General features: G+C 70.7%; 11 protein-coding genes and 1 tRNA gene. 1 reads left to right on the plus strand and 11 read right to left on the minus strand.

Annotation, left to right across the window (positions count from 1 at the left end; genetic code table 11):
* Positions 1 to 1,823: 1,823 nt before the first annotated feature.
* The 11 genes from AB0J36_RS01775 to ald all read right to left on the minus strand — a co-directional run bounded on the left by AB0J36_RS01775 (position 1,824) and on the right by ald (position 12,095).
* On the minus strand, positions 1,824 to 2,069 hold the full coding sequence (locus tag AB0J36_RS01775; RefSeq protein ID WP_363660022.1) for a helix-turn-helix domain-containing protein: 246 nt from the start codon (positions 2,067 to 2,069) through the stop codon (positions 1,824 to 1,826).
* Positions 2,070 to 2,307: 238 nt separating this feature from the next.
* Positions 2,308 to 3,453, minus strand: a complete 1,146-nt coding sequence (locus AB0J36_RS01780; protein WP_363660023.1) for a tyrosine-type recombinase/integrase — start codon at positions 3,451 to 3,453, stop codon at positions 2,308 to 2,310.
* A gap of 119 nt (positions 3,454 to 3,572) precedes the next feature.
* A tRNA-Pro gene (locus AB0J36_RS01785) sits at positions 3,573 to 3,646 on the minus strand.
* A gap of 174 nt (positions 3,647 to 3,820) precedes the next feature.
* Positions 3,821 to 5,224: a ribosome biogenesis GTPase Der gene (gene der / locus AB0J36_RS01790; RefSeq protein ID WP_357120887.1), complete on the minus strand. Its 1,404-nt coding sequence runs from the start codon at positions 5,222 to 5,224 to the stop codon at positions 3,821 to 3,823.
* Entirely contained in the window at positions 5,221 to 5,901 is a 681-nt protein-coding gene (cmk, locus tag AB0J36_RS01795) for a (d)CMP kinase (protein ID WP_357172257.1), read from the minus strand. The genes der and cmk overlap by 4 nt, the downstream gene beginning before the upstream one ends.
* A 195-nt stretch (positions 5,902 to 6,096) precedes the next feature.
* Complete coding sequence (locus AB0J36_RS01800) at positions 6,097 to 6,867, minus strand: pseudouridine synthase (protein ID WP_357120884.1); 771 nt, start codon at positions 6,865 to 6,867, stop codon at positions 6,097 to 6,099.
* Positions 6,854 to 7,903, minus strand: a complete 1,050-nt coding sequence (gene scpB / locus AB0J36_RS01805) for an SMC-Scp complex subunit ScpB (protein WP_357172045.1) — start codon at positions 7,901 to 7,903, stop codon at positions 6,854 to 6,856. Before scpB ends, AB0J36_RS01800 begins: the two co-directional genes overlap by 14 nt.
* On the minus strand, positions 7,896 to 8,825 hold the full coding sequence (locus tag AB0J36_RS01810) for a ScpA family protein (RefSeq protein ID WP_357122142.1): 930 nt from the start codon (positions 8,823 to 8,825) through the stop codon (positions 7,896 to 7,898). The genes scpB and AB0J36_RS01810 overlap by 8 nt, the downstream gene beginning before the upstream one ends.
* 56 nt (positions 8,826 to 8,881) lie before the next feature.
* Positions 8,882 to 9,805 carry a ParA family protein gene (locus AB0J36_RS01815; RefSeq protein ID WP_357120878.1) on the minus strand — a complete coding sequence of 308 codons (924 nt, stop codon included), beginning with the start codon at positions 9,803 to 9,805 and terminating at the stop codon, positions 8,882 to 8,884.
* Between the two features lie 182 nt (positions 9,806 to 9,987).
* Positions 9,988 to 10,983 carry a site-specific tyrosine recombinase XerD gene (locus AB0J36_RS01820; protein ID WP_357122139.1) on the minus strand — a complete coding sequence of 332 codons (996 nt, stop codon included), beginning with the start codon at positions 10,981 to 10,983 and terminating at the stop codon, positions 9,988 to 9,990.
* Positions 10,980 to 12,095, minus strand: coding sequence for an alanine dehydrogenase (gene ald, locus AB0J36_RS01825; protein ID WP_357172044.1), 1,116 nt, complete (start codon positions 12,093 to 12,095; stop codon positions 10,980 to 10,982). The genes AB0J36_RS01820 and ald overlap by 4 nt, the downstream gene beginning before the upstream one ends.
* A gap of 225 nt (positions 12,096 to 12,320) precedes the next feature.
* On the opposite strand from ald, the gene AB0J36_RS01830 reads away from it, so the two are divergent.
* Positions 12,321 to 12,644, plus strand: coding sequence for a TM2 domain-containing protein (locus AB0J36_RS01830; RefSeq protein ID WP_357172254.1), 324 nt, complete (start codon positions 12,321 to 12,323; stop codon positions 12,642 to 12,644).
* The last annotated feature ends 77 nt before the right edge of the window (positions 12,645 to 12,721 follow it).

Below are 12,721 nucleotides of genomic sequence, written 5' to 3' on the forward strand. Positions count from 1 at the left end.
CTGGTCGACGCCCCACTGCTCCCCGCGCGATGGTGCGCGGGTCGGTTGTCACGGGGCCATCGCGGGGGTGACCCTTGCGGATCTCGCCGTAGCGCGACTCCAGTCCCTGCTCCCCGCGCACGCGGAGGTGATCCCTCGGCGGCCCGGGCGGTCTGCCAGCAGTGATCATGCTCCCCGCGCATGCGGGGGTGATCCCGGGCCCGGCGTGGCGAGCTGCTGCTCGTCGGTCTGCTCCCCGCGCACGTGGGGGTGATCCGCCGTCCTTGTCGGCCTTGAACGCGTAGCCCGTACTGCTCCCCGCGCACGCGGCGGTGATCCTTGACCGCATCGGTGCAGCGGTTGCGCGCCACCCGGCTCCCCGCGCACGCGGGGGTGATCCGGGCATGGTCGACTGGGCGCAGGCCAACATCGGCTGCTCCCCTCGTACGCGGGGGTGATCCGGTCTGGGACATGATCGCTGCCCTGAACGCCCCCTGCTCCCCGCGCACGCGGGGGTGATCCCTGGGCCGCACGGGGCAAACGTCATGCCCATCCCTGCTCCCCGTGCACGCGGGGGTGATCCGTACCGCAACCGCACGGGCTTCAACGCGACCCTCTGCTCCCCGCGCACGCGGGGGTGATCCCTTGCCCGAGCCGGTGCCACGCATCGATCGATCCTGCTCTCCGCGCACGCGGGAGTGATCCCTTGTCAGAGGCGAAGCGCATCTTCTCGACCGCCTGCTCCCCGCGCACGCGGGGGTGAGCCTTCGAGGGACGGAGCGTGCTGCATACTCTGGACTGCTCCCCGCGCACGCGAGGATGATCCGGCGAACTGGGGCGACCGGATGGCGAAGGCGTTCTGCTCCCCGCGCACGCGGGGGTGATCCCATCTCGCCGCCAAAACCCGGGCCGCTGCCCAGCTGCTCCCCGTGCACGCGGGGGTGATCCCGAGCGCGCCGGCTCGGCGTTCCGGGACCTGCTCTGCTCCTCGCGCACGCAGGGGTGATCCCACGTACGAGGGTGACCCCCTGGACGATCCCAACTGCTCCCCGCGTACGTGGGGGTGATCCGTACGGCATCATCGTTGAGGCGACTCAGGAAATCTGCTCCCCGCGCACGCGGGGGTGGGCCCGGCGGCGACGCCTGGACCTAATCATGGAGAACTGCTCCCCGCACGCGGGGGTGATCCTCTGTCGGGCCAGGGCCCTGCACCGGTCGGTCATTGCTCCCCGCGCAGGCGGGGCGATTCCTCCCCAGACCCGTTCAAGCTCTGGATGCAGTCCTGCTTCGCGCATACGGGGGATCCAACCCTCGACCCGAATCGGCCGTTCTAATCCACTACTCCCCCGGGCACCCGTGGCGATCCGCAGACCGAGGCAATCGGCAAGGGTTCGGCAGCCTGCTCACCGAGCGTTGGGGGTGATCCGGACCCAACCACGTTCCTGCATGCTCGGCCGGAGGTGTTCATTGCGCACCTGGGGGTGGAACCCGTACGACGGGTTCCAGGCCGAGCGGAACTGCTCGCAGCCCGCGCAAGGGGTAGTCCGCTCTTCGGGCTTACCTGTCGGACCGGCCGTCTTTACCCCGCCCCCAGGGCGGCGAGGGTCACGTCGACGCCTGTTTGCCCCCGCCGTGAGCGCCGGCCTGGTGCCCGCGCACGTGCGGTCAATCGTTTGGTTGCTGCGGAATCCGCTACACCGGCTACTCATTCGTCCGATGTGGCGAACCGACTAATGCCGAAGCGGGCGATAACTCCGCCATGCTCCCCGCGCTGGATTGTCGAGCCGGTCGGCGCGGGGACACCAACCGGGTACAGCGCTCGATTGGACTTGCTCACAAGATGACTACTCGGCAGCAAGAAGCTTGAGGATCGCCTGTACCGGAACCAGGTACCGCCGGCCGACTCGCAGAAGGCGCACCGGGAACTCGTTGGTTCTGGCCAGCGCATAGGCCTTGGTGCGTCCGATACCCAAGATCGCCGCAGCAGTCTCCACATCGGTGGTGACACCGAGGTCCCGTACCGCGTCGATCGTCCAAACCTGCCCCTGCACGCGGCCCGGCGTGTGTTCGTCGCTTGTGGTGGTTGACATCGTCGGCGCCCTCCCCTGAGGTCGTACAGACGCCGGTATCGGCGTCAGCCTCACGATGCCTTCAACCGATTGCGCGGTGCGTTGCCAGCTGGGAGCACAACGACAGGTAACGGCATCAGCCATAGCATCCTGTTGTGGCTAAACCCTGCTCACAGCAGGGACGCCGGCTTGCCAGCGGGAGGGAAGACCGGGGCGAGCAAGCAGTACAGCCAAGCGTTAACGCCCGTTTCCAGCTCGCCTACGTCCTGGGCGACCAGCTTGCAGCGTCGCCAAGCACAGCCTCCATCAACTCCGCGGCCTTCCGCTCGCTCTCTGGCAGCACGTGGGTGTAGACCTCCCGCGTCGTACGACTGTCAGCGTGACCAAGCCGCCGCTGCATCACGTGCTCGGGAACGCCAGCGTCAGCACCGGTGGTAGCGGAGGTGTGCCGCGCATCGTGGAGGGAGATCACCGGGACGTCGGCGTCGGCGCACGCCTTCGCCCACTGGTCGGTGAAGTACTTCGGGTAGTACGGCTCCCCGTCCTCACGGCAGAACAGGTAGCCGCCGTCGTGGTACAGAACTCCGGCGTCGGCCTTCTCCACCGCCTGGCGTGTCCGGTGAGCGTCCAACTCCGCTACCAGGGCTGGTCCGAGCGCTACCGCCCGCTTGCTCTTGCCCTTGGGTGACTTCTCGACTACGCCGTTGCTGGTCGTGGTGCGCTGCCAGTGCAGCAGCAACACCCCTCGATCGAGATCCACGCGCGGCCACTTGAGACCGGCCAACTCTCCGCGGCGAGTACCGACGACGATCGCCAGGACCCAGGCGGCACGCAACCGGTGATCGGCGTGGTACTTGAGAAACTTCTCCGACTGCGCTGGCGTCCAGACGCCCTTGCGTCCCATCGTCTCCCGCTCGACCTGCCGGGGTTGCCGCACACCGTCGACATTGACCCCGAGGTCGCTCAACGCCTTCATCATGACCCGGTGCACGATCCGAACGGTGGTCGACGAGAGCGGACCGCCGTTCTTGCCGCCGCCCTTCAGCAGCTTCTTGTACAGCTCGTGGATCACTCGCTTGTCGAGGGCGTAGAGCTGCCGCGTGCCGATGTGCGGCACCACGTAGCAGCGCATGATGTCCCGGTAGTTGCTGAGCGTCGTCTCCTGGACATCCAGCTCGCGTTCGTTGAGCCAGCTCTCGAGCTCAGCGGCGACACTGCCGTCCGCGCCGAGGTCCGCGCCGCCATAGGCAGCGCGTGCGTCATCTTCCGCCTTCTGCGCAGCGGCTTGATTGGGGAAACCCTGCCGCTTGTGCTGGCGGCGCCGCCCGTTCGCGTCCGGCGGAAGGTCGATGACGAAGAACCAGCGGGTCTGGCCGTTGGCGAGGCGGTAGCTGTAGACAGCCATGAGGCTGCACCTCCGCAGTAACGGAATCGAGGGATGCAGCCCACGTTAAGCGATCTCCGTTACTGCCAGCGTTACCGCAAGATCACACATGATCTTCTATATCCGCTGGTGAATACCAGTCGGGACGGCCGGATTCGAACCGACGACCCCTTGACCCCCAGTCAAGTGCGCTACCAAGCTGCGCCACGTCCCGCCCCCGCAGAGTTCCCCCTGCGACAGCCGGTACAGCTTAGCGCAGCACTCCTGCCCCGTCCGCACAGGCCCCACCCGCGTTGTCGGAGCGGCGAACCACCCCACAACCCCTAGAGCGTCCTAGGAGGGTGGGCCAGACGGTGATCGTCTGGCCCACCCGACAGAACGCCAGGAATCAGCCGTGCGCCTTGCCCCGACCACCGGGGCCGAGCTTCTTGCGGGGGCGTACGGAGATCTCGATGGGGCTGCCCTCGTACCCGAACTCCTCGCGGAGCTTGCGCTCGACGAACCGCTGGTATCCGGCGTCGAGCGGGCCCGTGGTGAAGAGCACGAACCGCGGCGGCGCCACCCCGGCCTGCGTGGCGAACAGGATGCGGGGCGCCCGTCCACCGCGCACCGGGTGCGGGGTGGCCTGCACGAGCGCGGTGAGCCACTGGTTGAGGTGCGCGGTCGGTACGCGCAGTTCCCAGCTCGCCAGGGCCTTGTTGAGGGCCGGGGCCAGCTTGTCGACGGCGCGGCCGGTCATGGCCGACAGGTTCAGCCGGATCGCCCAGGGGATGCGGCGCAGCTCCCGGTCGATCTCCTTGTCCAGGTAGTACCGGCGGTCGGCGTCGACCAGGTCCCACTTGTTGAACGCGATGACCAGCGCTCGGCCGGCCTCGGTCACCATCGTGAGGATCCGCTGGTCCTGCTCGCTGATCGGCTCGCTGGCGTCCAGGAGCACGACGGCCACCTCGGCGGCCTCGATCGCGCCGGCGGTGCGCAGGCTGGCGTAGTACTCGGTGCCGCTGGCCTTGCCGACCCGCTTGCGCAGACCGGCGGTGTCCACGAGCTGCCAGGTCTGGCCGCCGATCTCGACCAGGCTGTCGACCGGGTCCACTGTGGTGCCGGCGACCGAGTCGACAACGGCCCGATCTTCGCCGGAGAACCGGTTGAGCAGACTGGACTTGCCCACGTTCGGCCGGCCGACCAGCGCCACCCGGCGCGGCCCGCGCGGCCGGTTCTCGACGATCGCGGGGGCTTCCGGCAGCGCGGCGAGGATGGCGTCCAGCAGGTCACCGGAGCCGCGCCCGTGCAGCGCGGACACCGGGAACGGCTCGCCGAGGCCGAGCGACCACAGCGACACGGCCTCCATCTCGATGGAGTTGTTGTCGGCCTTGTTGGCCACCAGGATGACCGGCTTGGCGCTGCGACGCAGCATCTTCACCGCGGCCTCGTCCACGTCGGTGGAGCCGACCATCGCGTCGACCACGAAGAGGACCACGTCGGCGGTGACCACCGCCGTCTCGGCCTGCGCGGCGATGGCCGCCGCGCGGTCCTTCGCGTCCGGCTCCCAACCGCCGGTGTCCACCACGGTGAACGACCGGCCGTTCCACTGCGCGTCGTACGGCACGCGGTCCCGGGTCACGCCGGGAATGTCCTCGACGACCGCCTGCCGGCGGCCGATGATCCGGTTGACGAGCGTCGACTTGCCCACGTTGGGACGGCCGACGACCGCGACCACCGGCTGCGGGCCGGTCGGCTCCTCGACGACGAGGTCCGGCTCGCGCAGCTCGACCCAGGAACCACCCTCGCTCATGCCACTCCCCGCTCGCTGAGCAGGTCACGCAGCCGGGCCACGACCTCGTCGATGCCCAGCTCGGTGGTGTCCAGCACGACGGCGTCCTCCGCCTGGGCCAACGGGTTGACCTTGCGGGTCGAGTCGAGTTTGTCGCGGCGGGCCAGGTCGGCGGCGGTGGCCGCCACGTCGGCGGCGTCCTCGGCGCTGCGCCGGGCCGCGCGGGCCGCCTCGGAGGCGGTCAGGAAGACCTTCAGGTCGGCGTCCGGCGCCACGACCGAACCGATGTCCCGGCCCTCGACCACCATTCGGCCCGCGTTGACGATCATCTCGCGCTGCCGGGCGACCAGCAGCTCACGGACGGCTGGCACGGCGGCGACGGCGGAGACCGCCTGAGTCACCTCGGGCCCGCGGATCTCCGCGTCCACGCTCACGCCGTCGACGGTCACGCCGTACCCCTGGGGGTCGGTGCCGATGCGCAGGTCGGCCTCGCCGGCGACCTTGGCCACCGACGCGGCGTCCGTGAGATCCACGCCGGAGCGCAGCACGGCCCACGTGATCGCCCGGTACATCGCCCCGGTGTCCAGGTAGCGCGCACCGATGCCGGCGGCGAGCCGCCGCGACACGGTGGACTTACCCGAACCGGACGGCCCGTCCACAGCGACCACACATCGCTCGGCCCGTACGTTTTCCTCCACCGTGTCCTCCTCAGCCCGTACCTCGCGGATCGCCCGGTGCTGGCGCCGCAAGCGGTTGTCCATCGTCATCCATCATGCCCGGGGCCCGTGGCGCACCCACGCGCGCCGCCGCCCGAGGCGACCCACGCCACCCTCCGGCGGCCGCTTCCCGGCCGCTGCGGAGCCTACCGGCAGCCGTACCCCGAAGCCCGGGGGTCAGTCACCCACCGCGCGGAACAGGGCGGCGACCTCCGCGTTGGTCAGGCGCCGCAGACGCCCGGTGCGCAGGTCGCCCAACCGGATCGGACCGATGGAGGTACGCACCAGACGGGTGACCGGGTGCCCGACCTCGTCCATCAACCGCCGGACGATGTGCTTGCGCCCTTCGTGCAGGCTCAGCTCCACCTGGGCGCTCTTGCCCAGGGTGCCCACCACCTTGAACGAGTCGACCTTCACCGGCCCGTCCTCCAGTTCGACGCCCGCGAGGAGCCGCTTGCTCAGGTTGCGCGGGATCGGCCCGACCACCTCGGCCAGGTAGGTCTTCAGCACCTCGTACGAGGGGTGCATGAGCTTGTGCGCGAGGTTGCCGTCGTTGGTGAGCAGCAGCAGGCCCTCGCTGTCCGCGTCGAGCCGCCCGACGTGGTAGACCCGCTGGTCCAACCGCCGGCCGATGAACTCGGCCAGTTCGGTGCGCCCCTTGTCGTCCGACATGGTGGTCACCACACCGCGCGGCTTGTTCATCGCCACGTAGACCAGGCGGACGTCGACCTGGAGGCGCTCGCCGTCCACGTGGATCACGGACGTGGCGGGGTCGACCTTGTCGCCGAGCTTGGCGACCCGCCCGTCCACGGTGACCCGGCGCCGGAAGATCAGGTCCTCGCAGGCACGGCGGGAACCCACGCCGGCGGCGGCGAGCACCTTCTGCAGGCGTTCCGCGCCCTCGTAGACGGGGGCGTCGGACTTCGGGGAACGGTTATCGGGTCGCATCGGCAAGCTCTTCTACGTCGTCGGGCAGGAAGGGTGCGAGAGGTGGCAATTCGTCGACGGTGTTCAGCCCGAGCTTCTCCAGGAACAGCGTGGTGGTCCGGTACAGGAACGCCCCGCTGTCCGATTCGGTGCCGCACTCCTCGACGAGGCCGCGAGTGACCAGCGTACGGATGACGCCGTCGCAGTTGACACCCCGGATGGCCGAGATCCGTGACCGGGTCACCGGCTGCTTGTACGCGACCACGGCCAGGGTCTCCAGAGCCGCCTGGGTCAGCCGCACGGACTGCCCGTCCAGGACGAACCGCTCGACGTACGTAGCGTATTCCGGCCGGGTGTACAACCGCCAACCGCCGGCGGCCCGGCGCAGCTCGAACCCGTTCCCGGCGGCCGTGTAGCCGGCCGCGATCTCGTCGAGCACCGGCCCGATCCGCTCGGCCGGCTGCTCCAGCACCTGGGCCAGAACCAGCTCGCTGACCGGTTCGTCCACCACCAGGAGGATCGCCTCCAACGCGCCGCGCAGCTCGGCGTCGGGCAGCTCGGGCGCGGGCTCCGGCACAACCGCCGGCCGCCGTCGCCCGACGGGCTCCCGCCGGGGTACGCCCCGAGTCGCGCCCGCCGCAGCGGGCTCCGCAGCCTCAGCGGGCGCGTCGGCCTCCGGCACGACCGGCTCGGCGGGCACGACCGGCTCAGCGGTCTCGACCGGCTCAGCCGTCTCGACCGGCTCGGTGGACTCGATTCGCTCAGCGGCCCCGACCGGCTCGGGGGGCATGAGCGGCTCGGCGGCCTCGACCGGCTCAGCGGCCCCGACCGGCTCGGGGGGCATGAGCGGCTCGGCGGCCTCGACCGGCTCGGCGACCACCACTGGCTCGTGGGGTGCGACCGGCTCGGCCGGTTCACCGACGGCTGCGTCGGTGGATTCAGCTTCGGCTTCGGCCTCGGCAGGTGCGGTGGGGGCCGGTGGGCGGGGGCGTTCCCACGGGGGAACCCAGGCGGCGGCCTGGTCGGCCAGGGAGTCCCGGCGCTCCTCGTCACTCATCCCGCGCACCCTCCGTCGCTTCCGTTTCGGCCGGTCCGCCGGCCTCCTCCCCCGCCGCCACCGGCTCCGGGCCGGGAGGCGGGTCGGCGTCGGCGGGTGTGCCGGCGTACTCGTCGACGTGCAGTTCGGTCTCGCCGTCGGTGGGCCCGGTCCAGCGCACGGTCAGCTCCTCCAGGGCCTGCTCCTGCACGAAGGCCACCAGACCCTCCCGGTACAGCTCCAGCAGCGCCAGGAACCTCGCCACCACCTCCAGGGTGGCCTCGCAGTCGGCGCAGAGCAGCGAGAACGTCGCCGTGCCGGCCCGGCGCAGCCGGGCGGTGAGGATCGCCGCGTGTTCCCGCACACTGACCCGCACCATGTGCACGTGGGCGATGGACACCTCCGGCGTCACCTTCGGGGTCATCGCCTTCACGGCCAGTTTCAGCAGCCGCTGCGGGCCGATGCCGAGCACCAGGTCGGGCAGCGCCTCGGCGTAGCGGGGCTCCAGACTCACCGCCCGGGGATAGCGCCGGCCGCCGACCGCTTCCAGCTCGGCGATGTGTGCCGCCGCCTCCTTGTACGCCTTGTACTGCAGCAGCCGGGCGAAGAGCAGGTCCCGGGCCTCCAGCAGGGCGAGGTCCTCCTCGTCCTCGACGTCGGCGGCGGGCAGCAGCCGGGCGGCCTTCAGGTCGAGCAGGGTCGCGGCGATGAGCAGGAACTCGCTGGCCTCGTCCAGGTCCCAGTCGTCGCCCATGGCGCGGATGTAGGCGATGAACTCGTCGGTGACCGTGTGCAGGGCCACCTCGGTGACGTCGAGCTTGTGTTTGCCGATGAGTTGCAGCAGCAGGTCGAAGGGGCCGGTGAAGTTGGCCAGTCGCACCGTGAACCCGGCGGGCTGCGCACCGTCGACCACGGCCGGATCGGCGGTGTCGGGCGGGTGCAGGGGTGGCGCGGTCACCGCACGACCGTAGTCCACGAGACGGGCACCGGGACTTCCGGCTACCGCTCCGACTGGGCGGCGATCACCTCGCGGGCCAGCTGACGGTAGTTACGCGCCCCGGAGGAGGCCGGGTCCATCGTCGTGATGGGGGCACCGGCCACGGTGGACTCCGGGAACTTCACCGTCTTGGTGATGACCGTCTGGTAGACCTTGTCGCCGAACGCCTCGACCACCCGCTGGAGCACCTGACGGCAGTGGGTGGTGCGGCTGTCGTACATGGTGGCGAGAATGCCTTCGAGCTCCAGGTCGAAGTTGAGCCGTTCGCGCACCTTGTCGATGGTGTCCAGCAGCAGGGCCACACCGCGCAGGCTGAAGAACTCGCACTCGAGCGGGATGAGCACGCCGTGCGCGACGGTCAGCGCGTTGATCGCCAGCAGGCCGAGGGACGGCTGGCAGTCGATCAGGATGTAGTCGTACTCCTTGCGGACCGAGCGCAGGACCCGGGCCAGGGCCATCTCGCGGGCGACCTCGTTGACGAGCTGGATCTCGGCGGCGGAGAGGTCGATGTTGGCCGGTAGCAGGTGCAGGCCCGCGACGTCGGTCTTGATGAGGACGTCCTCGGCGGTCACGTCGTCCTGCATGAGCAGGTTGTAGACGGACAGGTCGAGGTTGTGCGGGTTGACACCCAGGCCCACCGAGAGCGCGCCCTGCGGGTCGAAGTCAACGAGCAGCACCTTGCGGCCGTACTCCGCGAGGGCCGCGCCCAGGTTGATGGTGGTGGTCGTCTTGCCGACGCCACCCTTCTGGTTGGCCATCGCGATGATGCGCGCCGGACCGTGCCGATCAGTGGGCATCGGCTCGGGGATGGGCTTGCGCATCGTGTAGGCGGCCGGGTCGGCCGGACCCAGATCGTTGCCGAGCGCGGCCTGCTGCTCGCGGAGCTCCGACGTCCACGTCTCGGCACGGTCACCGTTGCCAGCCATGTGCTCGTTGCCCCCTCCCGACGACCCACCCGGCGTCGGAGCCGTCCGACGTCCTTCGCGGCGCCGCTGCGCACCCCGGTCGTGTCGCCCCAGGAGGTCCGCGCCGATGCCGACTGTACGCCACCGACCAGCAGGGCGTTCGGCACCGGCCCGGCGTGTCGGGACCGACCCCGACCGGGGCGTCAGTCCCGGGCGCGCGGGTGGGCGGTGGCGTACACCTCGCGCAGCCGTTCGACGGTGACGAGGGTGTAGACCTGGGTGGTGGTCACCGAGGCGTGACCGAGCAGTTCCTGGACGACCCGCACGTCGGCGCCACCGTCGAGCAGGTGGGTCGCGTACGAGTGGCGCAGCGTGTGCGGGGACACCGCCGACGGTCCCTCGACCGGCAGGCCGGCGCGGGCGGCGGCGTGCCGCAGGATCATCCAGGCGCCCTGGCGGGACAGCGCGCCGCCCCGGGCGTTGAGGAACACCGCCGGGGTGCCCCGGCCGGCGGCGGCCAGCGTCGGGCGGGCCCGGACCAGGTAGGCGCGGACCGCGTCGACGGCGTACCCGCCGATCGGGACGAGTCGCATCCGGCCGCCCTTGCCGCGCAGCAGCACGGCGCCCTCGTCGACGTCCAGGTCGTCGATCGCCGCGCCGACCGCCTCGGAGATCCGCGCGCCGGTGCCGTACAGGAACTCCAGCAGCGCCCGGTCGCGCAGCGCGAGCGACGCGCCGTCACCGGTCGCGGTGACCGGCCCGGTGGTCTCCAGCAGGCGGGAAACGTCGTCGACTCCCAGCGCGCGGGGCAGCCGGCGCGGCGGGGTGGGCGGGCGGACGTCGCGGCTCGGGTCGGCGCCGGCCAGCCCCTCCCGCACGGCGAACCGGTGCAGGCCACGAACCGCGCTGGCCGCGCGGGCGGCCGACGACACGGCCAGGGGCGGGTGGTCGTCGTCGCCCGCGCGTAGTCGGGCCAGGTGCGACTCGACGACGCCGGGGGCGACCGACGCGAGGTCGGCGACGCCGACCTCGGCCAGGGTCGTGAGATAACGGTCCAGATCCCGGCGGTACGAGGCGAGGGTGTTCGCGGACAGGCCGCGCTCGACGGTGAGGTGGTCGAGGTACCCGCGGACGGCACGGCGCAGGGCCGGCGCGGGTTCGACGCCCGCACCGACCCGTTCGACAGTGGAGTCGGTCAGCCCAGCACCTTGGCCAGCGGGAGCACCGGCATGCCGTGCGCCTCGGCGACCGGGCCGTAGGTGACCTGGCCGTCGTGGGTGTTCAGGCCCAGCGCCAGCGCCGGGTCGGTGCGCAGGGCGTCGCGCCAGCCCTGGTTGGCCAGTTCGAGGGCGTACGGCAGGGTGACGTTGGTCAGCGCGTAGGTGCTGGTGTTCGGCACCGCGCCGGGCATGTTCGCCACGCAGTAGAAGATCGACTCGTGCACCTTGTAGACCGGGTCGGCGTGCGTGGTGGGCCGCGAGTCCTCGAAGCAGCCACCCTGGTCGATGGCGATGTCGACGAGCACGCTGCCCGGCTTCATCCGGGAGACCAGCTCGTTGGAGATGAGCGTCGGGGCCTTCGCGCCGGGCACCAGCACCGCGCCGATGACCAGGTCGGCGTCGAGGACGGCCCGCTCGATCTCGTACGCGTTGGAGGCGACGGTCTGCAGGTGCCCCCGGTAGATGGCGTCGGCCTGGCGCAGGCGGGCCACGTTCTTGTCCAGCAGCAGCACCTCGGACTGCAGGCCCAGGGCGATGGCGGCGGCGTTCATGCCGGAGACGCCGGCGCCGATGACGACGGTCTTCGCCGCGTACACGCCGGAGACGCCGCCGGGCAGCACGCCCCGACCACCGCCGGTCCGCATCATGTAGAACGCGCCCACCTGTGGGGCGAGCCGGCCCGCCACCTCGGACATCGGCGCGAGCAGCGGCAGCGACTTGTCGGGCAGCTCGACGGTCTCGTACGCGATGCCGGTGACCTTCCGGTCGACCAGCGCGTCCGTGCACTCCTTCGAGGCGGCCAGGTGCAGGTAGGTGAAGAGGACCTGCCCCTCGCGCATCCGGTGGTACTCCTCGGCGATCGGCTCCTTGACCTTGAGCACCAGCTCTGCGGTGTCCCACACCTCGTCGGCGGTGGCCAGGATCTTCGCGCCGGCGGCGGCGAACTCCTCGTCGGTGATGCTGGAGCCGACGCCCGCGCCGGACTCGACGAAGACCTGGTGGCCGCTGCGGGTGAACTCGTTGACGCCCGCCGGCGTGATCGCCACGCGGTACTCGTGGTTCTTGACCTCGCGTGGGATTCCGACCTTCACGATGCAGACACCTCTCTTCGGGGCTGAGTTCCCCCGACCGCTCGGCGCCACGACGGCCCCATTGCCGCCACGGTTCACCGGTCCCGCCGGCGGCAGTCTAGGCGCGTCCAACCCCGCGACGAGCCAGCACAGTGGCATCCGGTGCCCGGACGACCTGACGGAGTGTCAGGGCAGAGACCGGGCCGGCGGTGGACGTCACCTCAGCCGTCAGGACAGTGTTCGCCCATTATCGTCCCATCTGCCGGGCGGCGGTACGGACAGCGGGCGAGTGGATCACTATTGTGTCCGCCCATGACCACTCCTGAATACCAGCCCGGGTACGCCCCGGGTTACTCCGACAAGAGCAAGGTCGTCGCGGGCATCCTCGGCATCCTGCTCGGCACCTTCGGTGCCGGTCGGTTCTACACCGGACACACCAAGATCGCCGTGCTCCAGCTCGTCGTGAGCCTGGTGACCTGTGGGGCCGGCGGCCTCTGGGGCCTCATCGACGGCATCCTGATCCTCGTCAACGGCGGCACGGACGCGCAGGGTCGCCCGCTGCGGGACTGACCTTCCGCTTGGACTGGGAGATGCACGACCTGCTGCTCGCCCACCAGGACGCGCTCAACCCCGCCGACCTGCTGCGG

It is taken from the genome of Micromonospora sp. NPDC049662 (genome assembly GCF_040675055.1).
Classification (GTDB): domain Bacteria; phylum Actinomycetota; class Actinomycetes; order Mycobacteriales; family Micromonosporaceae; genus Micromonospora.